21 protein-coding genes are annotated in these 22,304 nt (G+C 70.2%); 10 read left to right on the top strand and 11 right to left on the bottom strand.

Going from position 1 to position 22,304, the window contains the following annotated elements; translation table 11 throughout:
- Entirely contained in the window at nt 1-894 is an 894-nt protein-coding gene (locus tag ACQPYS_RS06245) for an AAA family ATPase (protein ID WP_433491951.1), read from the bottom strand.
- A gap of 148 nt (nt 895-1,042) precedes the next feature.
- On the bottom strand, nt 1,043-2,308 hold the full coding sequence (locus ACQPYS_RS06240) for a glutamate-5-semialdehyde dehydrogenase (RefSeq protein ID WP_433491950.1): 1,266 nt from the start codon (nt 2,306-2,308) through the stop codon (nt 1,043-1,045).
- Between the two features lie 63 nt (nt 2,309-2,371).
- Here ACQPYS_RS06240 and ACQPYS_RS06235 point away from each other — a divergent pair, with 63 nt between their 5' ends.
- Nucleotides 2,372-3,256, top strand: coding sequence for a ribokinase (locus ACQPYS_RS06235; RefSeq protein ID WP_433491949.1), 885 nt, complete (start codon nt 2,372-2,374; stop codon nt 3,254-3,256).
- 154 nt (nt 3,257-3,410) lie between these two features.
- On the top strand, nt 3,411-4,628 hold the full coding sequence (locus ACQPYS_RS06230; RefSeq protein ID WP_433491948.1) for an RtcB family protein: 1,218 nt from the start codon (nt 3,411-3,413) through the stop codon (nt 4,626-4,628).
- A gap of 261 nt (nt 4,629-4,889) precedes the next feature.
- Here ACQPYS_RS06230 and ACQPYS_RS06225 read toward each other — a convergent pair whose 3' ends face one another.
- A complete protein-coding gene (locus tag ACQPYS_RS06225; RefSeq protein WP_433491947.1) occupies nt 4,890-5,519 on the bottom strand; it encodes a hypothetical protein in 630 nt (209 codons plus the stop codon).
- 298 nt (nt 5,520-5,817) lie between these two features.
- Between ACQPYS_RS06225 and ACQPYS_RS06220 the strand changes: the two genes are divergently transcribed.
- The gene (locus ACQPYS_RS06220) at nt 5,818-6,339 is read left to right on the top strand and encodes a DoxX family protein (RefSeq protein ID WP_063037907.1); all 522 of its coding nucleotides are present in this window, start codon (nt 5,818-5,820) and stop codon (nt 6,337-6,339) included.
- A 63-nt stretch (nt 6,340-6,402) separates the two neighbouring features.
- Here ACQPYS_RS06220 and ACQPYS_RS06215 read toward each other — a convergent pair whose 3' ends face one another.
- Entirely contained in the window at nt 6,403-6,531 is a 129-nt protein-coding gene (locus ACQPYS_RS06215; protein ID WP_433491946.1) for a hypothetical protein, read from the bottom strand.
- A gap of 103 nt (nt 6,532-6,634) precedes the next feature.
- Between ACQPYS_RS06215 and ACQPYS_RS06210 the strand changes: the two genes are divergently transcribed.
- Nucleotides 6,635-7,528, top strand: coding sequence for a helix-turn-helix transcriptional regulator (locus ACQPYS_RS06210; protein WP_433491945.1), 894 nt, complete (start codon nt 6,635-6,637; stop codon nt 7,526-7,528).
- A gap of 67 nt (nt 7,529-7,595) precedes the next feature.
- Here ACQPYS_RS06210 and ACQPYS_RS06205 read toward each other — a convergent pair whose 3' ends face one another.
- On the bottom strand, nt 7,596-8,327 hold the full coding sequence (locus ACQPYS_RS06205; protein WP_433491944.1) for a helix-turn-helix transcriptional regulator: 732 nt from the start codon (nt 8,325-8,327) through the stop codon (nt 7,596-7,598).
- A 61-nt stretch (nt 8,328-8,388) separates the two neighbouring features.
- On the opposite strand from ACQPYS_RS06205, the gene ACQPYS_RS06200 reads away from it, so the two are divergent.
- Complete coding sequence (locus tag ACQPYS_RS06200; protein ID WP_433491943.1) at nt 8,389-8,793, top strand: hypothetical protein; 405 nt, start codon at nt 8,389-8,391, stop codon at nt 8,791-8,793.
- Nucleotides 8,794-8,917: 124 nt separating this feature from the next.
- Nucleotides 8,918-9,880, top strand: coding sequence for a non-homologous end-joining DNA ligase (gene ligD, locus ACQPYS_RS06195; protein ID WP_433491942.1), 963 nt, complete (start codon nt 8,918-8,920; stop codon nt 9,878-9,880).
- Between the two features lie 33 nt (nt 9,881-9,913).
- Here the strand turns inward: ligD and ACQPYS_RS06190 are convergent, their stop codons facing one another.
- Nucleotides 9,914-10,666, bottom strand: coding sequence for an isocitrate lyase/PEP mutase family protein (locus ACQPYS_RS06190; RefSeq protein ID WP_431938763.1), 753 nt, complete (start codon nt 10,664-10,666; stop codon nt 9,914-9,916).
- Nucleotides 10,667-10,770: 104 nt separating this feature from the next.
- Here ACQPYS_RS06190 and ACQPYS_RS06185 point away from each other — a divergent pair, with 104 nt between their 5' ends.
- Nucleotides 10,771-11,565 carry a Pr6Pr family membrane protein gene (locus ACQPYS_RS06185; RefSeq protein ID WP_433491941.1) on the top strand — a complete coding sequence of 265 codons (795 nt, stop codon included), beginning with the start codon at nt 10,771-10,773 and terminating at the stop codon, nt 11,563-11,565.
- Here ACQPYS_RS06185 and ACQPYS_RS06180 read toward each other — a convergent pair.
- The 4 genes from ACQPYS_RS06180 to ACQPYS_RS06165 form a co-directional block, all read right to left on the bottom strand.
- Nucleotides 11,489-13,618, bottom strand: coding sequence for a RecQ family ATP-dependent DNA helicase (locus ACQPYS_RS06180; RefSeq protein WP_433491940.1), 2,130 nt, complete (start codon nt 13,616-13,618; stop codon nt 11,489-11,491). The genes ACQPYS_RS06185 and ACQPYS_RS06180 overlap by 77 nt on opposite strands.
- 211 nt (nt 13,619-13,829) lie before the next feature.
- Nucleotides 13,830-15,689: a Na+/H+ antiporter gene (locus ACQPYS_RS06175; protein WP_433491939.1), complete on the bottom strand. Its 1,860-nt coding sequence runs from the start codon at nt 15,687-15,689 to the stop codon at nt 13,830-13,832.
- A gap of 60 nt (nt 15,690-15,749) precedes the next feature.
- Nucleotides 15,750-16,709: a nucleoside-diphosphate kinase gene (locus ACQPYS_RS06170; protein WP_433491938.1), complete on the bottom strand. Its 960-nt coding sequence runs from the start codon at nt 16,707-16,709 to the stop codon at nt 15,750-15,752.
- A gap of 10 nt (nt 16,710-16,719) precedes the next feature.
- The gene (locus ACQPYS_RS06165) at nt 16,720-18,237 is read right to left on the bottom strand and encodes a PEP-utilizing enzyme (protein ID WP_433491937.1); all 1,518 of its coding nucleotides are present in this window, start codon (nt 18,235-18,237) and stop codon (nt 16,720-16,722) included.
- Nucleotides 18,238-18,585: 348 nt separating this feature from the next.
- Between ACQPYS_RS06165 and ACQPYS_RS06160 the strand changes: the two genes are divergently transcribed.
- From ACQPYS_RS06160 to ACQPYS_RS06150, 3 genes are all read left to right on the top strand, one after another.
- On the top strand, nt 18,586-19,284 hold the full coding sequence (locus ACQPYS_RS06160; protein ID WP_433491936.1) for an ESX secretion-associated protein EspG: 699 nt from the start codon (nt 18,586-18,588) through the stop codon (nt 19,282-19,284).
- A gap of 80 nt (nt 19,285-19,364) precedes the next feature.
- Nucleotides 19,365-19,739 (top strand): hypothetical protein, encoded by a 375-nt coding sequence (locus tag ACQPYS_RS06155; RefSeq protein ID WP_063037921.1) that lies wholly within the window; start codon nt 19,365-19,367, stop codon nt 19,737-19,739.
- Between the two features lie 64 nt (nt 19,740-19,803).
- A complete protein-coding gene (locus tag ACQPYS_RS06150; RefSeq protein ID WP_433491935.1) occupies nt 19,804-20,883 on the top strand; it encodes a hypothetical protein in 1,080 nt (359 codons plus the stop codon).
- Nucleotides 20,884-20,900: 17 nt separating this feature from the next.
- Here the strand turns inward: ACQPYS_RS06150 and ACQPYS_RS06145 are convergent, their stop codons facing one another.
- Nucleotides 20,901-22,262 carry a DoxX family protein gene (locus ACQPYS_RS06145; RefSeq protein WP_433491934.1) on the bottom strand — a complete coding sequence of 454 codons (1,362 nt, stop codon included), beginning with the start codon at nt 22,260-22,262 and terminating at the stop codon, nt 20,901-20,903.
- Between the last annotated feature and the right edge of the window lie 42 nt (nt 22,263-22,304).

Below are 22,304 nucleotides of genomic sequence, written 5' to 3'. Positions count from 1 at the left end.
TCAGGCCGGTTTCAGATCGGCCAGCGCCCGCTGGTGGTCACTGCGGTGTTTGAGCACCACGCCCAGCGTTTCCCGGACGGTGGTGTCGTCGAGTTCGGTGTGCCCGAGCGCGAGCAGGGTGCGGGCCCAGTCGATGGATTCGGCGACCGAGGGCAGTTTCTTCAACTGCATTCCGCGCAGCACGTGCACGATCCGCACCAGCTGGGTGGCCACCGCCTGGGGAAGTTCCGGGACCCGGCTCGCGAGGATCCGCCGTTCGAGATCCTCGTCCGGGAAGTCCAGGTGTAGGTAGAGGCATCGCCGCTTGAGTGCCTCGGACAGTTCCCGGGTGGCGTTGGAGGTGAGGACCACGAACGGTCTCCGGGTGGCGGTGATGGTGCCCAGCTCCGGCACGGTCACCGCGAAATCACTCAGTACCTCGAGCAGCAGACCCTCGATCTCCACATCGGCTTTATCGGTCTCATCGATGAGCAGGACCGTCGGGTCGGCCCGGCGGATCGCGGTGAGCAGGGGCCGGGACAGCAGGAATTCCTCGGTGAATACATCCGATTTGGTCTCGGCCCAGTCGTTCTCGCCGGCGGCCTGGATCCGCAGGATCTGTTTGGCGTGGTTCCATTCGTAGAGCGCCCGCGCCTCGTCGACACCCTCGTAGCACTGCAACCGCACCAGTTCGGCATCCGCCGTCTGCGCCACGGCCCGCGCCAGTTCGGTTTTTCCGACACCCGCCGGACCTTCGATGAGCAGCGGTTTGCCGAGCCGGTCGGCGAGGAAGACCGAGGTCGCGGTGGACTTGTCGGCCAGGTATCCGGTCTCGGCGAGGCGGTGCACCACATCATCGACCGATGCGAAGATCGGCTCCTGAACCGGCGGGGAGGGGGTACTCGCGGGCTCCATCGGGCCGTCCTTCCGTTGAACTCTCCACCCCACGCTACCGGGCGGTTACCCGACCGGCGTCGCCCCCCGGGGCCGCGAGAGATCCCGCCCCCGGCGCAACGGGACCGGAGGTGAGACGCGAGGCCCCGCGTTCTCGTCGCCGGGGTCGTCAGGCGGGGCGGATCTGCCCCGAACCCCGCACGACCCACTTCGAGGAGGTGAGTTCCGGCAGCCCCATCGGGCCGCGGGCGTGCAGCTTCTGGGTGGAGATGCCGATCTCGGCACCGAAACCGAACTGCTCGCCGTCGGTGAAGGCGGTGGAGGCGTTCACCATAACCGCCGCCGCGTCCACCCGGCGCGAGAATTCGTCGGCCGCGGCCAGTTCCCCGGTGACGATGGCCTCGGTGTGCCCGGTGCCCCAGGTATTGATGTGTTCGATCGCGGTGTCCAGATCGTCGACGACCTTCACCGCGATATCGAGGGTCAGGTACTCCTCGCCCCAGTCCTTGTCGGTAACCGGGACCATCCCGTCGAGATCGCCGTGCAGGGTGACGCCCTTGTCGGCGAGTGCCTTGCTCAGCCGTGGCAGCGCGGTATCGGCGATGGCCGCGTCGATCAGCACCGTCTCGGCCGCATTGCACACACTGGGGCGGCGGGTCTTGGCGTTGACGAGGATCTCTTCGGCCATATCCAGATCGGCACCGGAGTGCACGTAGACGTGGCAGTTGCCGGTACCCGTTTCGATGGTCGGCACCCGGGCGTCGCGCACCACCGCGTTGATCAGGCCCGCGCCACCGCGCGGGATGACCACGTCCACCAGGCCGCGGGCCTGGATCAGGTGGGTCACGCTGGAGCGATCCGAACTCGGCAGCAGCTGGACCGCGTCGACCGGGAGGCCGACCCCGTTCAGCGCGTCCCGCAGTACGGCGACCAGCGCCGCGTTCGACCGCGCCGCCGAGGACGAGCCGCGTAGCAGCGCCGCGTTGCCGGACTTCAGCGCCAGTCCGAACGCGTCGACGGTGACATTGGGCCGCGCCTCGTAGACCATGCCCACCACGCCGAGGGGCACCCGGACCTGGCGAATCTCGAGTCCGTTCGGCAACGTCGATCCGCGCTCCACGACACCCACCGGATCGGGCAGTCCGGCCACCTGGCGCAGCCCCGAGGCGATGCCGTCGATCCGGTCCTTGGTCAGCCGCAGCCGGTCCAGCAGCGAATCCTCGGTGCCGGCGGCTTTCGCCGCGACCAGGTCTTCGCCGTTGGCTTCCAGCACGGTGTCGGCGGCGGCGAGCAGCGCGTCCGCGGCGGCGTGCAGCGCCTCGTTCTTCCGATCGGTGGTGAGCTGGGCGAGGACCCGGGAAGCGACCCGCGCCCGGCGGGCGGCTTCGTGCACGGCCGCACGCATATCGAACTCAGCGGTGGTCTCTACCGTCATGGCCTACAGCCTACGCAGCGGAAAAATCGGTTCTACCGGCACTCACCGCGCTAGGTTCTCCCCGTGACCATCCCACTGATCGCCGTACTCGGCAGTATCAACATGGATCTGGTGACCACCACCGATCACCGGCCCGCACCCGGCGAAACGGTCCTGGGCCGCGGCTTCACGATGGTGCCCGGCGGGAAGGGCGCCAACCAGGCGATCGCGGCGAGCCGGGCGGGCGGGCAGGTGATGTTCCTCGGCGCGATCGGCACCGATGTGTTCGCGCCGCGATTGCGCGCGGTGCTGACCGGGGCCGGGGTCGATACCACCGGGTTGCGCACGATCGAAGGCCCCAGCGGGATCGCCTCGATCGTGGTCGATGCCGGTGGCGAGAACTCGATCATCGTGGTAGGCGGTGCCAATACCGGGCTGCGCCGCCTGCGCGCCGGCGATCTCGCCGCCGTCGCCGCGGCCGATATCCTGCTGTGCCAGCTCGAGGTCCCGATCCCGACCATCGCGGAAGCGGTGCGGCACGCCCGGGACAATGACACCACTGTGATACTCAATCCCTCTCCGGCCCAACGCCTTCCGGCGGATTTGTGGAGCCGGGTGGATGTGGCGGTGGTGAACCGGGGCGAGGCCGAGGACCTGAGCGGCACGCTCGACCGGGTGCCGCACCTGGTGGTCACGCTCGGCGCGGACGGCGCGCGCCACCGGGGGCCGGACGGCGTGGAGACGACCGTCGCCGGACCGGCGGTCGATGTCGTCGACACCACCGGCGCGGGTGACACGTTCGCCGGCGCCCTGGCCGTCCGCTGGTCGCGGGGCCCGGCCGCGGCATTGCGTTTCGCCTGCGCCGCGGGGGCGCTGGCCACCACCGTGCTGGGCGCCAGCGCCGCCATTCCGTGGTGCGCCGATATCGAGGCCGCCCTGTCCGCCGGGCCGGGCGAACCCCCTCCGTGAGACGTCTTCGCTCCCGCTGCCGTCGGCGCACGCCACGACCCCGGACAGCCCGCCGGCACCCACCTGGAAAATCGATCGCCTCCTCGTATCCGGCGGCCTACCGTGGAATTACGGCGGCGGATATCGGTCCGCCCCGGAGGGAAGGAACGAGACAATGTTTCCCGTCGAGCTGTCCGGCACCCGGGCACGGACGTTGATGTGGGCCCATGAGCACGAGATCGAGGCGCAGGCGCTGCAACAGCTGCGCAATATCGCCCGGCTGGAATGGGTCCACGGCGTTCGGGTCATGCCGGACGTGCACCTCGGGAAAGGCGCCACGGTCGGTTCGGTGATCGCCATGCGTGACGCCGTCGCCCCGGCCGCGGTGGGCGTGGACATCGGTTGCGGGATGGAGAGCGTTCGCACCGATCTGACCGCCGCCGACCTCCCCGATGATCTGCGCGCCCTGCGATCGGCGATCGAGGCGGCGGTGCCGGTCGGTTTCGCGGCCCACCAGCACCCGGTCCCGGTGAACAAGCTGGCGCCCGGACGGTCCGGAGTCGCCACCGCGACCCTGCGCACCGGCTGGGACCGGTTCTGGTCGGCATTCGGCGATCTCGACGATGCCGTGGCGTCGCGGGAATCCAAAGCGCACAAGCAGATGGGTTCGCTCGGCGGGGGCAACCACTTCATCGAGGTATGCCTGGACCAGGATGATCAGGTGTGGATCCTGCTGCATTCGGGGAGCCGCAATATCGGCAAGGAACTGGCCGAACGGCATATGGCGGTGGCGCGCAAACTGCCGCACAACCAGAACCTGGTCGACCGCGATCTGGCGGTATTCCTGGCGAATACCCCGGAAATGGCCGCCTACCGACACGATCTGACCTGGGCCCAGGAGTACGCGGCCCGTAACCGCGCCGTCATGCTCGCACTGGTGTGCGAGGCGGTGCGCAAGCAGTTCTCTACCCGGGAGGTGCTGTTCGATACGCCGGTGTCGTGCCACCACAACTATGTGGCGGAGGAGAAGATCGACGGTGTACCCATGCTGGTGACCCGGAAGGGCGCGGTACGGGCGGGCGCCGGCGATATGGCGCTCATTCCGGGTTCGATGGGCACCCGGTCCTATGTGGTGCGCGGTAAGGGTAATCCGGATTCGTTCCAGTCCGCGTCCCACGGCGCGGGCCGCCGGATGAGCCGTAACGCGGCCAAGCGGCAATTCAGCGTCGCGGATCTGATCGCCCAGACCGAGGGTGTGGAGTCACGGAAGGACGCGGGCGTGGTGGACGAGATCCCGGCCGCGTACAAGGACATCGACGAGGTGATCGACGCCCAGCGCGATCTGGTCGATGTGGTGGCGACGCTGCGGCAGGTGCTGTGCGTGAAGGGCTGAGGCCGGGATGAGCACGGACCCGGTCCGCGGTGCCGGTATGCCCCGGTAGGCCGGTAGTGGCACCGGATCGGACGGCGGACGCGTCCGGGTAGCGGGCGGGCGATTTCCGGTGTATCGGGCGCGGCGCCGGTTCGGATATCACGCGCGGACAATCACGCAGTGCTCCGCCCGGGCGCGGCGCCGGTCCGGACGACGCGCACCAACGATCCCGTCCCGCTCCGCCACCCAGGTGATCGTGCAGCGGGACGTCGGCGGCGGGTCTCAGCCGGGCAGTCCGCGTCGGCGTAGCGCCACGGCGAGCCCGGCCCCCGCCAGCAGGACGCCGACCAACAGCATCACCCCGCTCGACAGCCAGGTGTGCAGCACCCGGGAGAGGTCGGCAGACAGGCCGGGCAGCGACGAGATCAGCCGATAGGTCTGTCCCGGCGCGGCGATCTGGACGGCGGCCGGCAGTGCGCCCCAGATCAGCCCGGCGATCACCGCTGCCGCGGGTTCGTACGCGGCCAGTCCGGCGACGATCAATAGCAAAGCCGCCCCGAGCAGCGACTGCGCGGGTGAGAGCCAACGGTCGGTGGTGTCCCACCATCGGCCGGCGGTCGCCGCGCCGTTGGCCGCGATACCGACCGCAACCGGGGTGATCACGACCGCGAGCAGCGCGGCGAGCGCGGTGCGCCACGACTCCCGCTGCCGGTACCGCGTGGCACCCGGCCTCCCCGGCTTCCGCCCGGCGGCATCGTCACCCCGCGGCCCCTGTGCGATTGCGCCCTCGGGCCGCAGCGGCGCATCGATCTCATCCGGCCGCGGCCGCTGTGCGGCTGCAGCCGGCCGGGGTCGCTCGGCCGGCTCGCCCGGCGGTGACGGCGCGGTGGGCTGTTCGGGTCGAGAGGTCATTCGCACTCCTCCGGGCCGGTCGGCGGGTGCGGGCGGTCCGGTTCCACACCGCGCGCTGCCCCGCACCCTCGCATATCCGAGGTTCGCCGACCACTACGCCGTCCGGCGAACCGGGTGTCCAACCGCCGGAGAGCAGCGGGCCGACAAGCCGCCGGAGGATTGCAGGGCACCACGGCGGAGCTACATATTGACTAGTTATCAGTCGATGCATACCATCTTGTTGTTATCAGTCGATAACAACAAGAAACTGCCCGGCGCCGTGCGACCGGACAACCGACTCCCGCCTCGGAGGAACCGCATGTTCGACACCCTGATGCTGTTCGTGGTCCCCACGCTGGTCCTGCGGCTACTCGGCCGGATCGGCGTCCGCCGCTTCGACACCTGGCGGGTCAGCGCCGCGCACGGGCTGGCATTCCTGTTCACCATGACCGGACTGGCGCATTTCATCCCCGACTCGGTCACCGTGATGCCCAGCCACGATGACCTGACGGCCATGGTCCCGTCCTACATCCCGTTCGCGGACTTCGCGGTCTACGCCACCGGCGTCCTGGAACTGGCCGGTGCCGTGGGGTTGGTGGTGGCCGCCACCCGCCGCTGGGCCGGCCTGGGTCTCGCGGCGCTGCTCGTGATCATGATCCCGGCGAATATCCATGCCGCACTGAACGATATTCCGCTCAATGGTGAAGCGGCCACGCCGCTGTGGTTCCGGATACCCGAACAGATCGTGTACTTCACCCTCGCCCTCTGGGTGGGCGGATTCCTACCCGCGGTACGCCGGGATCGCGGCACCGAGCGGTCGCTCGCGGCCACGGCGCGCTGAACCCGTCCCCTCGGTCCCCGTTGCGGCGCAGCCGCGGGAACGGGGGCCTTCAGGGAGCAGAGATCAGCCCTGCTGCGTGGGCACCAGGACCAACTCGGCCACATTCAGCCGCGGTGGCACCGCGGCGCCGATTCCGCTGGAAGCTCCGGTGACCACTGCCACCCGTCCGTTCGGATTCTCGTTGTTCGTCATGCCCTCAACCCTCGGCCCGAGCCGGGCGGGCTGCCAGGTCGCGGACTTCCTGGTAGTCGGAGGGCCACCCGGCCGGGCCGGGTCCGCACCTACCCTGGAACACATGCATTCGGACAACCGCCTGGGCGCGTTCCTGCGGGCCCGTCGTGAACTGGTCCGGCCGGAGGATTTCGGGCTGCCCGGCGGCGGGCAGCGGCGGGTCGCCGGTCTGCGGCGAGAGGAGATCGCGTTACTGGCGGGGGTGAGCGCGGACTATTACATCCGGCTCGAACAGGGCCGGGACAAACATCCGTCGGAACAGGTGATCAGCGCCCTGGCCCGGGTGTTCGCGCTGGACGACGAAGGCACGGCCCATCTGCGGGAGCTGGCTCGCCCGGCGCCGGCCCGGCCGAAGCGGTCCCGGCGGCCCGAACGCGTGGCGTCCGGACTGCTGCGGCTCCTGGATCTGTGGGAGCGGACGCCGGCCCTCTTCCTGGGGCGCAGCCTCGACGTCCTGGCGGCCAACCCGCTGGCGGTCGCGGTGAACGCGTGCTCGGTCCCCGGTATCGATCAGGTGCGGATGGTCTTCCTCGACCCGCGGGCACGCGATGTGTATCCCGAATGGGATTCGATCGCCGCGGATACGGTCGCCAGCCTGCGGGCGACGGCGGGCGCCGATCTGGACGATCCGCAATTGACCGAACTCGTCGGCGAACTCTCGCTGAAGAGCGAGGATTTCCGGCAGCTGTGGGCCCGGCACGATGTGCGCACCAAAACCGCCGGAACCAAACGTTTTCACCACGAGATGGTCGGCGAACTGACCCTCTCCTACGAGAGCTTCACCGTGAACGGTGTCCCCGGACAGACGCTCATCGTCTATCACGCGGAACCCGGTTCACCGTCCGAACGCGCATTGTCGCTGCTGGGCAGCCTGACGGCCGCGGAACCCGCGGGCGCCGGCCCGCCTCCGCCGCCCGCGACGCAGCCGGGCCGGGCCATCGATACGACGCTCGGGTAGCTTGCCGGGCACGTCGGCAGCAGAGCCCCGGTACGACGTTCTCGATACCACGCGCCGCGCCGGCCGGTCATGTGGGGTCGGTGCGGCGGAGCAGTTCGAGAGCCGCGGCGGTAGCGGTGCCGGTTCCGGCCGAGTAGACAATGACCGTCTGATCCGCTTCCGGCACCGACAGAACATCGCAGTCCAGAGTGAGGGTTCCCAGCTCCGAATGGACGACGGAAGCGGTGCGACTACGCAGCCGTCCGGAGCGCCCGTTACGCCACAACTCGTCGAACCATGCGCTGCCGGAGCGGAGTTCGTCGATCAGCCCGGCAAGACTGGGATCCTGTGGGTATCTGGCCTGCGCCGTACGCAGACAACCGACGCAGTCTGCGGCGCCGGTGTGATCTCCTGTCTCCACCGCTCGGTCCGGTCCGACCCCGAGAAAGCGCTGCCGGACAAGGTTTCGCTGCTCGGGCGGCTGTGCGGACCAGTCGCCGAGCAGCGCAGCCGCCGGCGGGTTCCAGCCCAGCACATCGGATTTGGCGGACAACACCAGCGCGGGCAGGCCGCCCAGTCGGTCCAGCAGCCGCATAACACTCGGCCGGACCGACATGGGAATGCGTCCGATCCCCGGCGGCTCGGACCCGGCGAGCCGGAAAATCAGATCACGGTCGGATTCGCTCAACCGCAGCGCCCGCGTCAAAGCGCCGAGCACCTGATCGGAAGGTTTGGAGCCGCGGCCCTGCTCGAGCCGGACGATGTAATCGACGCTGAGCCCCGCCAGTTGCGCGACTTCCTCCCGCCGGAGCCCGGGCACTTGCCGGCGGGATCCCGCCGCGAAACCCCAGTTCGTATACCTCAGATCGGAGGACCACTCGATGGAACGACCGGAATCGGACGGGACGACCGTACTGTCGATCGGCCTCGATCCCGGAGCCGTGGACTACGGCCGCCATCCGCACATCGACGCGGCGGCCCTCACCGCACGGATAGCCGCGGGCGAGACGGCTCTGCGTGACGCCGGATTCGACCTCGTGTCCTGCCGGGTACCCGCGGATCCGGACGCGGCCGAGGCGAAATTACGCGAAGGCGCGGCGGGCCGCTCGTTCGGGGTGGCGATGATCGGCGCGGGCGTACGCATGGCGGCCGAGCACACGCTACTGTTCGAACACTTGGTGAACGTGATCGTCGAGCTCGTGCCCGGCATACGGTTGTGCTTCAACACCTCCCCGGAAACCACCATCGACGCTTTGCGCCGCTGGGTGGCGCCCGTCGTCCACTGAGCAGCACCGCAACGGGACCTCGGCGGCGGCCGACAGCCGGATATCGGTACCCACAGAGCGGCCGCGCGACCGACGCGCCCCGGACAACCGACCCCGAACCGGTTGCGGCGGCTAGGGTCGGACCATGGCTGGCGGCGCGGGCGCGGCGGTGGAATTGACGGTCGGAGAACGCGAGGTGCGTATCTCCAACCCCGACCGGGTCTACTTCCCGGAGTCCGGCGTGACCAAACTCGATCTGGTGCAGTACTACCTGAGCGTGGGCGACGGGATCGTCAACGCGCTGCGGGATCGGCCCTGCATGCTGCACCGCTTCCCGAAGGGATTGACCGGCGGGAAAGTGCACCAGAAACGGCTGCCCGCGGGCGCACCGGACTGGGTATCGACCGTGCGGGTGTACTTCCCGCGCTACGGCCGGCACGCCGATGAACTCTGTGTCGGCGAACTGGCGGAGGTCGTGTGGGCGGTGCAGATGTCCACGGTCGAGTTCCATCCGTGGAATTCGCGCCGGGCCGATACCGAGAGTCCGGACGAATGGCGGATCGACCTCGACCCCATGCCGGACTGTCCCTGGTCACGGGTGCAGCGGGTGGCCGGGGTGGTCCGCGAGGTGCTCGACGAGATCGGCGCGGTCGGCTGGCCGAAGACCTCGGGCGGCAAGGGATTGCACGTCTATGTGCGGATCGCGCCGGAGCACGGATTCCAGCAGGTGCGCCGCGCCGCCCTGGCCTTCGCCGAAGAGGTCCGTCGCCGGGCTCCCGACGATGTGACGACGACCTGGTGGCGGCGCGACCGCGATCCGGGCCGGCTGTTCATCGACTACAACCAGAACGCGCGCGATCACACGATCGCCGCCGCGTATTCGGTGCGCGGCAACCCCGCCGCCACGGTCTCCACCCCGGTGAGCTGGGCGGAGATCGACGATATCCACCCCCGTGATTTCACCGTCGCCACCGTGCCCGCCCGGTACCGCCGCCTCGGCGATCTGCACGCGGGCATCGACGACGCAGTGTTCGATCTGCGGCAGCTCATCGAATGGGCCGACCGCGACGAGGTGGAGCTCGACGAGGATCCGGTACCGGAATCCTGACCGGTCCCGGCCCCGCCGGTCACCGCCGCAGGATCATTTCCAGGGTTCCAGCAGTCGTTTCGCCTCCACCGCGAGCGCGGCCTGCAGGAACGGCCCGAAGCTCACGCGTGCCGCCCCGGCCTTCGCGAAATAGGCCTTGTCCGCCTGCTCCGGCACGGTGACCGCGTTGACGGGCAACGGCAATTCGGCACACAGCCGGGCCAGCACCTCCGGCCCGTAGCGGCCGACCGGATACAGCACATCGGCCCCGGCCGCGGCCGCCAGCCGCAGCCGTTCGATCGCCGGGCCGACGAGTTCGGCCGGATCGCCGGATGGCGCGAGCAGCAGATCGGTGCGGGCGTTCACGACGACGTGCACACCGCTGTCGTCGGCCGCCTGCCGCAACCGGCCCACGAGATCGGCGTGCTCCTGCGGTTCGCGCAGCCGCCCGCCCTCCTTGTGTACGGTGTCCTCGAGGTTGAAGCCGACCGCGCCGGCCCGCAACAACCCATCGATGAGCGCCGCCGGCTCGACACCGTATCCGGATTCGAGATCGACCGAGACCGGTACGTCCACCGCGGAGGTGATCTCCCGGACGCGGCCCAGCACATCGGTGAAGGCCATACCCTCGTGATCGGATTTACCGAGCGAATCGGCGAGCGGATGGCTGCCGACCGTGAGCGCCGGAAAGCCGGCCTGCTGGACGAGATCCGCCGACCAGGCGTCCCACACCGTGGGCAGGATCACCGGGTCTCCGGGGCGATGGAGTGCGAGGAATGCGGCGGCCTTCTCGGGCAATGTGGTCACCGCATCGATCCTGCCGTACCCGTACCCGTACCCGTACCCGGATACGCATCCGCTGTCGCGTGTCGCCGGTCCGGGCGCGGCCGGCGACGGCAGGATGGACCGGTGTGAACGCGCATATCCGGCCGGCCGACCGCGCCCCCGCGGCCGATTTCGCCGCCCGAGCCTGCCATCTCGCGATCGCCCTGGTGATCGCGGCCGCATTGGTCACCCAACTGACACTGCTGTTCACCGGCGGCCCGGACACGAACTCGGGACGCGCGGAACCGGACGCCGGTATCGGAACAGGACTCGTCCGACTATTCAGCTATTTCACCATCCAGAGCAACCTGTTCCTGCTGGTCGCCTCGGCGGGACTGGCCCTGAATCCCGTACGGGACGGGCGCCTCTGGCGGGTGTTACGGCTGGACTCCCTGCTCGGGGTCGTGATCACCGGCCTCGTCTTCGTCCTCGTGCTGGCGGACGAGGTACATCTCACCGGCGCGGCGTGGTGGGCGAATCTCGGCTTCCACTACCTCGCCCCCTGGGCCGGTCTGGCCGCCTGGCTGGTGTTCGGGCCCCGGCCCCGGATCGACCGGCGCACCATCGCCGCCGCGTTGGCCTGGCCGGTCGTCTGGATCGGCTACACCTTCGCTCACGGCGCGGTGACGGACTGGTACCCGTATCCGTTCCTCGACGTCGTCCGGCAGGGATACCCGATGACGATGATCAACACACTGCTGGTGGTCGTCCTGGCGATGGTCCTGATCGGCCTGTTCGCACTGCTCGACCGGGTGCCCACCGTCCGGGGGCGAACCCGGCCGGCCCCGGTCCCGGACGCGCCGGTCAGGCCGGAGTCGCCAGGGCGAACGGGAGAACCGCCGGGGCGCCCGCCCGGCGTAGCGCCCACGCCGCGACGGTGAAGGTCCAGCCGGTGTCGGTGAGGGTGTCCACCAGCAGGATCGGACCGTCCGCCGCGCCGAGGTCGGGGACCTCCCACCCGTCGTACAGTGCGGCGACCCGGTGGGCCGAGTTGACGGCGGATACCGGTGGCCGGTCCGGACGAATGCGCAGGGTGCCCAGGTTGCGCAGCCGGCCGATCCCGGCGAGGCGTTCGGCCAGCGACCCGGTGAGGACCGGATGCGTCTCGGATTCCAGGGCCAGGACCGCGGTGGGCCGAACGGCCCACTCCCATTCGCGCAGCACCGGAATGCACGCGTCGACCACCTCGTCGGGCACCGGACCGTCGGGACCGTCCAGGATCGGGCGCAGCCGCCGGCCCCAGCCCAGCGAGTTGAGCCGGCCCAGCACCCGGCCGGTCTCGGCACCCTCGGCGATCTTGCCGGACAGCGGCACACCCAGTTTCGCCATCCCGGTCGGCCACTGTTTACGCGGCGCGAGATCGATACCGGGCCGGTCGAGCCGGGCCCGGGTGGCGGCCACCGCCGCGGTATCGACGGTGGTCTCGCGATACTCGCCGGTGCAGTTGTCGCAGCGGCCACAGGCGCCCGTACCCGGCGCGGCGGCCAGCAGCGCCGGATCGTCGAGCTGGCGGCGCAGGAATTCCATCCGGCAACCGGTGGTTCGCTGGTAGTCGAGCATGGCCTGCTGTTCGGCCGTGCGGGCGGCATCGAGTCGTTCGTACCGGTCGGCGTCGTAGGTCCACGACTCGCCGGTGCCGAGCCAGCCGCCACGCACCCGGCGGACCGCCCCGTCCACATCGAGCACCTTCAGCACCATGTCGAGCCGGGAGCGGTTCAGTTCGACGAGAGGTTCCAGGGCGGCGGTGGACTGTGGACGCTCCAGGTCCAGCGCTTCGAGGACCGACCGGACCACATGTTCGCGGGGGAAGGCGACCGAGGCGAAGTAGCTCCAGATGCGGGTGTCCTCGGGACCGGGCAGCAGCACCACCTCGGCGCGTTCGGTCGCGCGTCCGGCACGGCCGACCTGCTGGTAGTAGGAGATCGGCGAGGACGGCGCACCCACGTGGACCACGAAACCCAGATCGGGCTTGTCGAAACCCATACCCAGCGCGGACGTGGCGATGAGAGCCTTGACCTCGTTGTTCAACAGCGCGGCCTCGAGCGCTTCCCGTTCGGTCGGGTCCGTCTGGCCGGTGTAGGCGGCGACCTTGTGGCCGTGCGAGTTCAGCACATCGGCGAGGTCGTGGGCGCCGGCGACGGTCAGGGTGTACACGATCCCGGAACCCGGCAGCCGGTCCAGCTGATCGCCGAGCCAGGTGGTGCGTTCCACCGCGTCGTCGAACCGGACCACCGACAGGTGCAGCGACTCACGGTCGAGATCCCCGCGCAGGACCAGGGTGTCGGTGCCGATCTGCCCGGCCACATCGGTCACCACCCGGTCGTTGGCCGTGGCGGTGGTGGCCAGAACCGGTACGTCGGCGCCGAGGTCGGCGATCAGTGTGCGGATGCGGCGGTAGTCCGGACGGAAATCGTGGCCCCAGTCGGACACGCAGTGCGCTTCGTCGATGACCACCAGCCCCGCGTCGGCGGCCAGCCGGGGCAGCACCTGATCCCGGAAATCGGGGTTGTTCAGTCGTTCGGGGCTGACCAGCAGCACATCCACCGAGCCGGTCGCCACCTGCTGGTGGATCTCATCCCATTCGGTGACATTGCCGGAGTTGATGGTGGCCGCGACCACTCCGGCCCGCTGGGCCGAAGCGACCTGGTTGCGCATCAGGGCCAACAGGGGCGAGACGATGACGGTGGGCCCGCGCCCCTGCGCGCGCAGCAGTTTCGCCGCGATGAAGTAGACCGCCGATTTACCCCAGCCGGTGCGCTGCACCACCAGGGCCCGGCGTTTACCGACCACGAGCGCTTCGATCGCGGTCCACTGGTCCTCCCGCAAGCGGGCGCCCGGCCCGGCGAGCTCCCGTAGCAGTGCCTCCGCGTGCTCCCGTAGTTCGCCGGCGACTTCGCCGGCCCCGCCCATGGTGCTGCCCGGTGCTGTCGACATGGCGCCCATACTGCCGCAGGCCACCGACAGCAGTCGGTCCGCCCGCTCCCTGGTTCTCCCGACAGCTGCCGGGATCACTCCTGGTCACCCCGGTGACAGGCCACGACGCGATCCCGGAAACCGGCGGGTGGCGCCGTTCGCGTCACCGGGCACGGCGGCCGCGGGACGGTTCCGGTAGCCCGGTCACGACGCCGATACGGGTCTGTGCGGATCAGCCCAGAAGTTCGTCGACGTAGCACCACCGCCACGCCTCGCCGGGCTCCACACTGCGCATGACCGGATGATCGGTCGATGTGTAGTGCCGGGCCGCGTGGTTCCCCGGCGAGGAATCGCAGCAGCCGATATTCCCGCAAGTCAGGCACATGCGCAGGTGTACCCACGTCAAACCCTCCGCCACACACTGCGCGCACACATCCGGCCTGTCGGAATCGCACACCAGCGGGGCGGCCCGCAGATGCGCGCAGTCCTCGGCCGCGCCGCCGGGAACCGCCAGCGGCTCCTGCCGCTCCTCCTCGTCGCCCTCGTCGAACCGGTCGATCATGGACTCCTCGAGGTCCAGCCGGGCCAGTACGTGCTGCAGGATCTCGTAGTCCACCCCACCCGAGTCGCGGACCCGCAGCACCGTCTCCCGTTCGGCCCGCAACATCTCCAACCGCAACCGGCGATATTCGGCGGTGGGGGTCGCCAGCTCGGATTCCGGCCGGCCCAGCCGCTCCCAGGCGGCATTGGTCCGCCAGGTGACCCGGTCACGTAGGGAGTGCACGACCTCCTCCGGAGTGTCCGGACCGACCGCCGCGTCCAGCGTGGCGAGGCCCGCGTTGGAGGCCTGGGTCAGCAGATTCGCCTTCTGCAACGCGTCCTCGGCCCGGCTCGGCCCACGCAGCCGCAACCTGCGGACCAGCCACGACAGCGAGGTGCCCTGGAGCAGCAAAGTGCCCGCGACGACGACCAGGGCCAGCAGTTTCAGTACCGGCAGCTGCGGAGTGTCCGCGGGTAGCAGCAGCACGGCGGCCAGGGTCACCACCCCGCGCATCCCGGCCCAGGAGACCACGGTCGAATGGGCCGCGGGCGCCGGCGACCGCCCGAATACCGGTTGGAACAGGGCATAGCCGAAGATCCAGACCGGCCGCGCCAGGATCACCGCCAGCAGGACCGCGATCGCCGTGACGATCAGGGTGCCGTGATCCAGCCCGCTCGCCCACGCATCCCGGACGATCGTGTTCACCTGCAGCCCGATGATGAGGAATACCGCGCTCTCCAGGATGAACTGCACGGTGCCCCAGTTGATGCGTTCGGCGGTACGCGAGGCCGCGCTCTGCCACACCGGCGCCCCGTGCCCGAGGATCATCCCGCAGGTGACCACGGCGATCACCCCGGAGGCATGGATCTCCTCGGCCGGCAGATAGGCCAGGAACGGCGCGAGGAAGGACAGGGTGGTGTCCAGGACGGGGTCGGTGATCCGCCGCCGCAACAGTGCGAGCGCGTAGGCGACCGCGATCCCCACCACCGCGCCGCCACCGGCGGCGAGCAGGAAATCGCCCCCGGCATTCCATACCGATACCGCTCCCGCCGACGCCGCGATCGCGGTCCGCAACGCCACCAGCGCGGTCGCGTCGTTGAACAGCGACTCGGCTTCGAGGATGGAGACGATCCGCCGCGGCATCCCGATCCGCCGCGCCACCGCGGTCGCGGCCACGGCATCCGGCGGCGCCACCACCGCGCCCAGCGCCACGGCCACAGCGAACGGCACCGGCAGCAGCCACCAGACCACCGCGGCCACCGCGAACGTACTGAAGAGGACCAGCCCCACCGACAGCAGCGCGATCGCGCCGATATTGGCCCGGAAATCCACCAGCGAGGTGCGGATCGCCGCGGTGTACAGCAACGGCGGCAGCAAGCCGAGCAGCACGACCTCCGGTTCCAGATGAACCTCGGGGACGAACGGCAGATACGACGCGGCGACCCCGGCCAAGGTCAGGGCGAGCGGCTCGGAGATACCGGCCCGGCGCGCCAGCGCCGCCACGGCCGCCGCCGAGGCCACCAGGACAACCAGGCCGATCGCGATGTGCATTCGCGAATTCTCGCAGGTGGCCGCTTACCGCTGACACGCTCGTCGGCGCGCGCCGGGGGATCAGCGCGCGCCGGTCCGCCAGTCGGCCGCGGTCACCGGGCGCAGGGTCCGTGGCCCGGTACCGGCCCGCATCGGCAGCACCTCGGCACCCAGGACGATCGCCGACCACGGGTCGATATCCAGTCCGGACCCCAGAGCCCGGGTCAGCAGCGCGGCGCAGGCGTCGGGGGATCCGGCGTCGAAATCCGCCGGCGCGGCAGCGCCCACCCGATCGAGATCACGCAGGATGCGATCGAGCGCGACGGTCGTGTCGAAGGAACGGCACGGTGTTCGGGCGTAGAGGGCGTCGGCGAGGGTCCGGGCGGTCTCGGCGCTGTCGGCGCCGGTGTAGGCCCGGGAGATCACCTCGGCCCGGCGGGTCTCGGGGAAGAAGACGGCCAGTTCCCGCACCACATCGGCGGGGTCTTCCGGAGTGTGCACGGGATCGAGCATCGTGCCGCGCTGTCCGAGCAGATAGCGCAGCTGTCCCGGGCGCCGCAGCGTCGGATCGTCGGGACCGGCGCCTTCGGCCAGCCGCACCGGGGCCGGGAACTCCCCGTCGGGTCCGGTGACGACCAACAGCAGCGCTTCGGATATTCCGGCCAGCAGATCGGTGAGCCGGCGCCGCTCCGGCGAAGCGGTATTCCAGTTGTAGCGCCACAGGGCGCGCACCAGATGCCGGTTCAACGGCACGGCGGCCGCGTCGACCACCCGGAAGCCGTTATCGGACAGCCATTTCAACGTGGGCTCCACCGCCCGGGAGACGATGGCGCCGGGCGTCAGCAGCAGCAGCGAATGGCGGGACGCGAACGCGGCGGGGTCTATCCGCAGCCCCCGCAGCTGATCTACGCATTCGAGCACATAGGTGTCGCTGCGGTAGGCGCCGGCCTTGTCCTCGGCCGGGGTGAGCGCCGCCAGCAGCGCCGCCAGCGGGTCCGGTGGTGGCGGCGCGGCAGGTCGCGCGGTCTGCGGATCGGTCATCTGTTCCACCTCATCTCCGGCCCACCCCGGACAACACCGTCACCGTGCCCGCGGATCCGTCCACCCGCAGGCGCATACCGGTCCGCAGTTTCGCGGTACATCCCGGCACCCGTACCACCGTGGGCACACCGAGTGCCCGGGCGACGGTCGCTACCACGGTGATCGGGCCACCGTGTTCGATCACCAGGGCCGACGCCGATGGCAGGGCCGCCACCCAGTGCGGATCGGCATCCTCGGTGACCAGCACCCCGGGGGCGGGGGCGCCCGATCGGTCCGCCACCACCGCGGTCCCTTCGGCCACACCCGCGGCGGACGCCGTCCCGGTGAGCACATCACCTTCGCGAGCGGCCGCGATCCGGGCGCGCGGCGCCCAACCCTGTTCCGCCAGTTCACTATCCGAGAAATTCGGTCCTTCGGTACTGAAACGTACCGGAGCCGAGAGCTCGCCGCTGACGTGGGCCGCCTTTCGTGCCGCGATCCGGGCCCGCAGATCCGGTATCGACACCCGGTCGTAGCAGTCGCGCAGTTCGCCGGCGGTGAGATACCGGATATCGGCGGAATCGTCGAGAAGCGCGCGTCCGGCGAGGTCGCGGGCCATCACCCGGATCATGGCCGCGATGAGACCCGCCGCCCGGGCCCGGCTCGACCGGATGGTCTCCCGGTGCGCGGTACAACGCGCCGCCCGCACCCGCACCAGGTCGTAGAGCCATCGGCGCGGACCGCCCAGGGTCCGGTCGAGATAGGCCACCGGGTCCGCTCCGGTCACGACCGGCTCCCCGGCGACCGGGGTCTCGGGTGCGCCGGGTGATCCGGTGTCCACGGGCGGCCGCAGTGCCATGTACCGGAACGACGCGGGTGCCTCCGGCAGATAGGCGTCCGTCAGCGCGGCCACGGCGCCGGTGAGGATCAGCGCGAGGGCGTCCAGCACCGTCACCGGGCCCCACAGCAGAATCAGCTCCCGGTCCAGGCGCCGGTACTCCGCGTAGGCGTGCTCGCCGTGCACGTAGTCCATCGCCTCGTAACGGTCACAGACGCGGTCGAACTCGGTGCGGAACTCCCGCATCATCGATTCCATCCGCAATGCCCAGTGGACGAAGGCCCCGGTTGTCCGGATCCGCGATCGGATCCGGCGCACCCGCGACTCGAAGGTGAAGGGTCGCAGGGTTTCCGCGATCTCCTCGAGCAACGGGTCGGCCGCGCCCAGCGCCGCCTCCAGCCCGCGGCGATTCAACCGGTGGCCGGGCCCGATCGCCGCCAGCCGATACCAGTGCGGCAGATCGAGATAGACCCGCCCGTGGAAACTACCCAGCAGATAGGGCGTCCACGCGTCCAACTGCGCCAGCTGGTCGGCCGGGACACCGAGCGAACGCGCGTATTCGCGGCACACCCGCCCGTGGATTCCGGCGGCGAGGGTGAAGGTCAGCGGCGCGGTGGCCCCGGGGAAGGTCTCGGCGGTGGTGGCACCGTCCCAGATCCGCGGTTCACCGGGCGGCACCGGTTCGCCCGCGCCCCGGATCACCCCCGCCATCGCCCGCTCCCACGGCGGAAAGCGCCCGCGGCGCCGGCCGCCGCACATCCCGGTAGTCGTACCCCCGGCAGGTAGGGCCGGCGGGCCGCACCACGCCGCGCCACGATCTCAGTCTCGGTGTCGTCCGTCCCGAGCACCCGCAAGAACCGACCTCCAACCCGATCTGCCACAACAGGACATCGTCGTCCGTGCCGACGAGTAAACCCGAGAACGACCTCGTCCACCGGGTATTCGGGTTTTGTGTCCGGCCGCGGGGTCACGGTCCCGGCCGAACCGGGGTCGGGGCAGCCCGGAACAACCGATAGTCTGAGAGGGCCCGCGCAGGTTTCGGTGAGGATGTGATTCCGCGTGAGTTGGAGCCTGACCCCCGACGAGTTCGCGCATGTATGGCGGCGCGCCGACCTGGACCGGATCCCCTATCCGCTGCGGGTACTCGAATCGCCGCGCACCGAACGCGACGCCCGGCTCCTGCGCGCCGAACTCGCCCAGCGGTTCCCACCCGACCCCGATCTCGACGCCTGCCTGCGCATTCTCGCCATACCGCAGACTCGGGTGATCGCCATCGGCGGCACGCCCGAACCGGGCCGGGAACTGCGTGTACTGGGCTGCGTCGTCTACGACCGCGCGGTCCTGGCGGTCCAGGCACCCGGACGCACCCGCGAATTCGGTGGACCGGTCCAGCTCTCGATCGGGCACAGGACGAAACTCGGCGCCCGGCTGGCGGCCCTACTGCCCAAAGCACCCGCCGGTCGCTACCCGGCACGCACCGCCTCGGCCGCGGCGGTCCGCGATACCGAAACCGTCATCCAGGAAGAACGCGCCGCACCGCTGATCCGGAAACTGCTGTGCGCCCCACATACCGCCGACGGCCACATCCGGATCGAACCCCATCTGGACCGGCCGAATCCGCCGCCGCCACTGCACTACACCTGGCTCGACGTCGAGAACGACGGCCGCTATCTGCTCAAGACCGAGGAGAACGTGCACATGGTGCCCGCCTCCCCCGAACAACTGGCCGCGCATCTCCAGAAGCGGATACCCGGCTGAGCCGATATCGCACCGGACCGGCTGCCCCGGGCGACCGCTTCCGGCTACGCTGGGCCTGACCGACGGAGGGGACGCCAGTCATGAAGATCGAAGAAAGCCGCGCCGAGATCGTCCGGTTCCGCCAGGCAGCCCATGCGGGAACGGTCAAATTCGATCCGGAGGCGGCACGCCGCTGCGCGGAACTCTACGACCGTCAGGCCGATCGGCTCATCTACTTGCGACAGCGCCTGGAAGACGCCTCGGATCCGCATGGTTTCGGCGGCCTGATCTCGGCCCAGCAGCTCCAGGCCGGGTTCGGGCACAAGGCTCGCGCCGCCGCCGCCCTGCTCGATCACTACATCGAAGCAGCCTATCGGATGAAGGAAGCGTTCCTGGTCAGCGGCGGGCTCTACGACGAGGCCGACGCCGCGAACGCCGCCGCGGTACGCGCCCTCGAAGCGAGGCTCGATCGATGATGCGATACCTCCGCCGCGGCTCCGGCCTCCGCGGACCGCGTGTACTCGCTTCGAAGGAGGCCTCATGACAGGGACCGATCCCGATTACATCAGCGCCATGGAGCATTTCGAAGCCATGCGCCATGAGGACATCTATCGGGCCACCCAGCAGATCGATGCCGGTGAGATCCTGCGGATGTCCGGCACCTGGGTGCACGCCGCCACCACCTTGCAGACCTCGCTGCCGCTGACCCGCGCCGGCGCGGACCGGGTGATGAACGCGATGGAATGGGACGGGGAGGCCGCCGACGCCGCCTTCGCCAGCACCCGCGGTTTCGCCGATTCGGTGGAGGAACTGGCCGGTGTGCTCGGTCAGGTGGGGTTGCGCCTGGGTGCGGTGGCCGCGGCCGCGGAAGCGGTGAAGATCGCGGTGGTTCCGCCCGGTGATTCCGGCCCGGTCGGCGCGCTGGCCCGGCTGCTGGAGGCGGCCAAGGTGATCGACGCGCAGATGGTGCAGGAGGTGCTGCGCCAAGAAGCGATCCTCACCATGAATATGGTCTACAAACCCGCCTATCTGGCGGCGGGTACCGCGGTGCCCGCGCTGCCCGAACCGCCGGCCGCCCCGGGTCCGCTGCCCCCGCTCGGTCCGCCGCCGGCACCCCGCGACCGGATCGATTCGGCGGTCGGCGCGGACTCGGCCCCGGCCGTGGGGGATTCCACCGCACCCGGCGGCGAGGCCACCGAGTCCGGGGGCGCCGCCGATCAACCGGCGCCACAGAGCGACTCGGCCCCGACGCCTCCCGCGCCGGGAAGTCCTACGCCGGAGGCGGATTCCGCGCCGGACGGCCCCGCGGCACCGGACGGTGACCCCGCGCCGTCCCCCGGAAACGACGGCGGACCCCCGCGGCCACCGGCCCGCGAGGTTCCGGAGCCGACCGACGGCTCGGCGCCCCCCGCGGAGCCCCCTCCCGGAGATACCACACCGGCACCGCCCGCCGCCGAACAACCGCCCGCTCCCGCGAATCCGGCCGAGCCGGAGTCGCCCGCGCCACCGGGTCCGACCGCGGCGCCGCTCTCGGATCCGGCCGGTCAGCCCGGTATCACGGGGCCGGTACCCGGACAGCGCGCCCCGGATCAGCCCGGGGTCATTCCACCCCGATCTTGAGGCGGCGCCGCTGTGCCCTACCGGGCGGGATAATCCTGCACCCAGTGGAACCGCGGGCCGTTCAGCGGGAAGGCACCGGGATCCACCGCTCGTAGCTCGACGGTCACCGGCCGTCCGTCCAGTTCTCCGGCCAAGCGCAGGACGCCGGGTTCCGGACGGGTATAGGCGAAGTCGGCGGTCGGCATGCCCGCCGGATCGGCGCCGACCGGGGCGGCGACCGTGAGGGTGTGCGCGGTCGCGTCGACCTGGGCGGGCACCGTCACCAATGCCCCGTCCATCCGCTGCCACGACACCGCACCCTCGGTCTCGATCACCAGCCGCTGCCAGCGGTCCGGGTCGGTGAGCAGCGGGGGTACCGGCCGGCCGTCCATCCGGAACTCGGTGACCTCCCACAGCCCGTACAGCTCGGGCTTCGGCGCACCGCCGCCGTAATCCCGCCAGCTCGACCAGCCGAGTACCGCCACTCCGACGACCAGCCAGATGCCGACCGCCGCCTCGGCGAACCCCACGATCCGCGTGCCCCGCCGACTGGTGCACAACGGCGGTTGCACGGCGGGGTCGGCACGGCGGGCGAGCAGGAAGAAGTCCGCGAAACGGCGGGCCTGTGGGAGGAGCAGGAGCAGCGAGAAGACCAGCAGATGGAACGACACGATCTTGACCGGCACATCGAAGGTCATGTTCAGCACGAACACCTGCGCCATGCTCACCACACTCAGCATCGCGCCGAGGGTGGCCGTGCGCGGTACCAGCAACAGCAGACCACCGAGCAGTTCCGCCACCCCGAGCAGGATTTCGTACACCGGCGCGCTACCCACCTGCAACCACAGCACCGCCATCGGAGTGAGCTGGCCGTAGGGCTGGACGAGCGCCGAGAACGGGGGCGGCGGCATCTGGGTCGGCACCGCTTTGGCGATGCCGTAGAACAGCATCTGCCCGGCGACGCACCACCGCAGGAGCATCAGGAACCACGCGCCAGCCCGCGGATACGCGAGGCGCCGCCGGTCGAGCACCGACCACAGCGTCGCCGCCAGGGCCGCCACCACCAGCGCGGTGAACACCATCACCCAGATGATCGCCTGGTCGCCACTGCCGGAGTCCCGGTGCAACTGCACGTCGATGCCGAATACCGTCCGTCCCACCCAGTTCAGCACCGACTCCACCGCCAGCAGTGGCCACATCGGTGCGGTATCGGGCAGGAACTGGTGGGTGAACCCGGTGAAGACGAACAGGATCTGCCCGATCATCACGCAGAAGATCACGCTGTAGACGACGCCGAACCGGAACGCCACCCGCGCGGGCCACGACCAGCGCACCGGCCGCGGGTTCTCGGGTTCGGACAGCTCTCGCCCAGCACCGGTGACCGTCCGAACCGCACCCATACCACGACCTCGCTGTTCCGATTTGTTCGACGACCCACCCCG

The sequence above is a fragment of the Nocardia grenadensis genome (genome assembly GCF_050942415.1).
In the GTDB taxonomy this organism is placed as follows: Bacteria; Actinomycetota; Actinomycetes; order Mycobacteriales; family Mycobacteriaceae; genus Nocardia; species Nocardia grenadensis.
Note: the sequence above shows the minus strand (reverse complement) of the source record. Positions and strands in the feature narration are given on the sequence as shown.

Excerpts from the sequence above, each read along its gene's own strand:
- ACQPYS_RS06245 (WP_433491951.1), bottom strand. The coding sequence starts at position 894 with ATGGAGCCCGCGAGTACCCCCTCCCCGCCGGTTCAGGAGCCGATCTTC.
- ACQPYS_RS06240 (WP_433491950.1), bottom strand. The coding sequence starts at position 2,308 with ATGACGGTAGAGACCACCGCTGAGTTCGATATGCGTGCGGCCGTGCAC.
- ACQPYS_RS06230 (WP_433491948.1), top strand. The coding sequence starts at position 3,411 with ATGTTTCCCGTCGAGCTGTCCGGCACCCGGGCACGGACGTTGATGTGG.
- ACQPYS_RS06225 (WP_433491947.1), bottom strand. The coding sequence starts at position 5,519 with ATGACCTCTCGACCCGAACAGCCCACCGCGCCGTCACCGCCGGGCGAG.
- ACQPYS_RS06220 (WP_063037907.1), top strand. The coding sequence starts at position 5,818 with ATGTTCGACACCCTGATGCTGTTCGTGGTCCCCACGCTGGTCCTGCGG.
- ACQPYS_RS06215 (WP_433491946.1), bottom strand. The coding sequence starts at position 6,531 with ATGACGAACAACGAGAATCCGAACGGACGGGTGGCAGTGGTCACCGGA.
- ACQPYS_RS06210 (WP_433491945.1), top strand. The coding sequence starts at position 6,635 with ATGCATTCGGACAACCGCCTGGGCGCGTTCCTGCGGGCCCGTCGTGAA.
- ACQPYS_RS06200 (WP_433491943.1), top strand. The coding sequence starts at position 8,389 with ATGGAACGACCGGAATCGGACGGGACGACCGTACTGTCGATCGGCCTC.
- ligD (WP_433491942.1), top strand. The coding sequence starts at position 8,918 with ATGGCTGGCGGCGCGGGCGCGGCGGTGGAATTGACGGTCGGAGAACGC.
- ACQPYS_RS06180 (WP_433491940.1), bottom strand. The coding sequence starts at position 13,618 with ATGTCGACAGCACCGGGCAGCACCATGGGCGGGGCCGGCGAAGTCGCC.
- ACQPYS_RS06175 (WP_433491939.1), bottom strand. The coding sequence starts at position 15,689 with ATGCACATCGCGATCGGCCTGGTTGTCCTGGTGGCCTCGGCGGCGGCC.
- ACQPYS_RS06170 (WP_433491938.1), bottom strand. The coding sequence starts at position 16,709 with ATGACCGATCCGCAGACCGCGCGACCTGCCGCGCCGCCACCACCGGAC.
- ACQPYS_RS06165 (WP_433491937.1), bottom strand. The coding sequence starts at position 18,237 with ATGGCGGGGGTGATCCGGGGCGCGGGCGAACCGGTGCCGCCCGGTGAA.
- ACQPYS_RS06155 (WP_063037921.1), top strand. The coding sequence starts at position 19,365 with ATGAAGATCGAAGAAAGCCGCGCCGAGATCGTCCGGTTCCGCCAGGCA.
- ACQPYS_RS06150 (WP_433491935.1), top strand. The coding sequence starts at position 19,804 with ATGACAGGGACCGATCCCGATTACATCAGCGCCATGGAGCATTTCGAA.
- ACQPYS_RS06145 (WP_433491934.1), bottom strand. The coding sequence starts at position 22,262 with ATGGGTGCGGTTCGGACGGTCACCGGTGCTGGGCGAGAGCTGTCCGAA.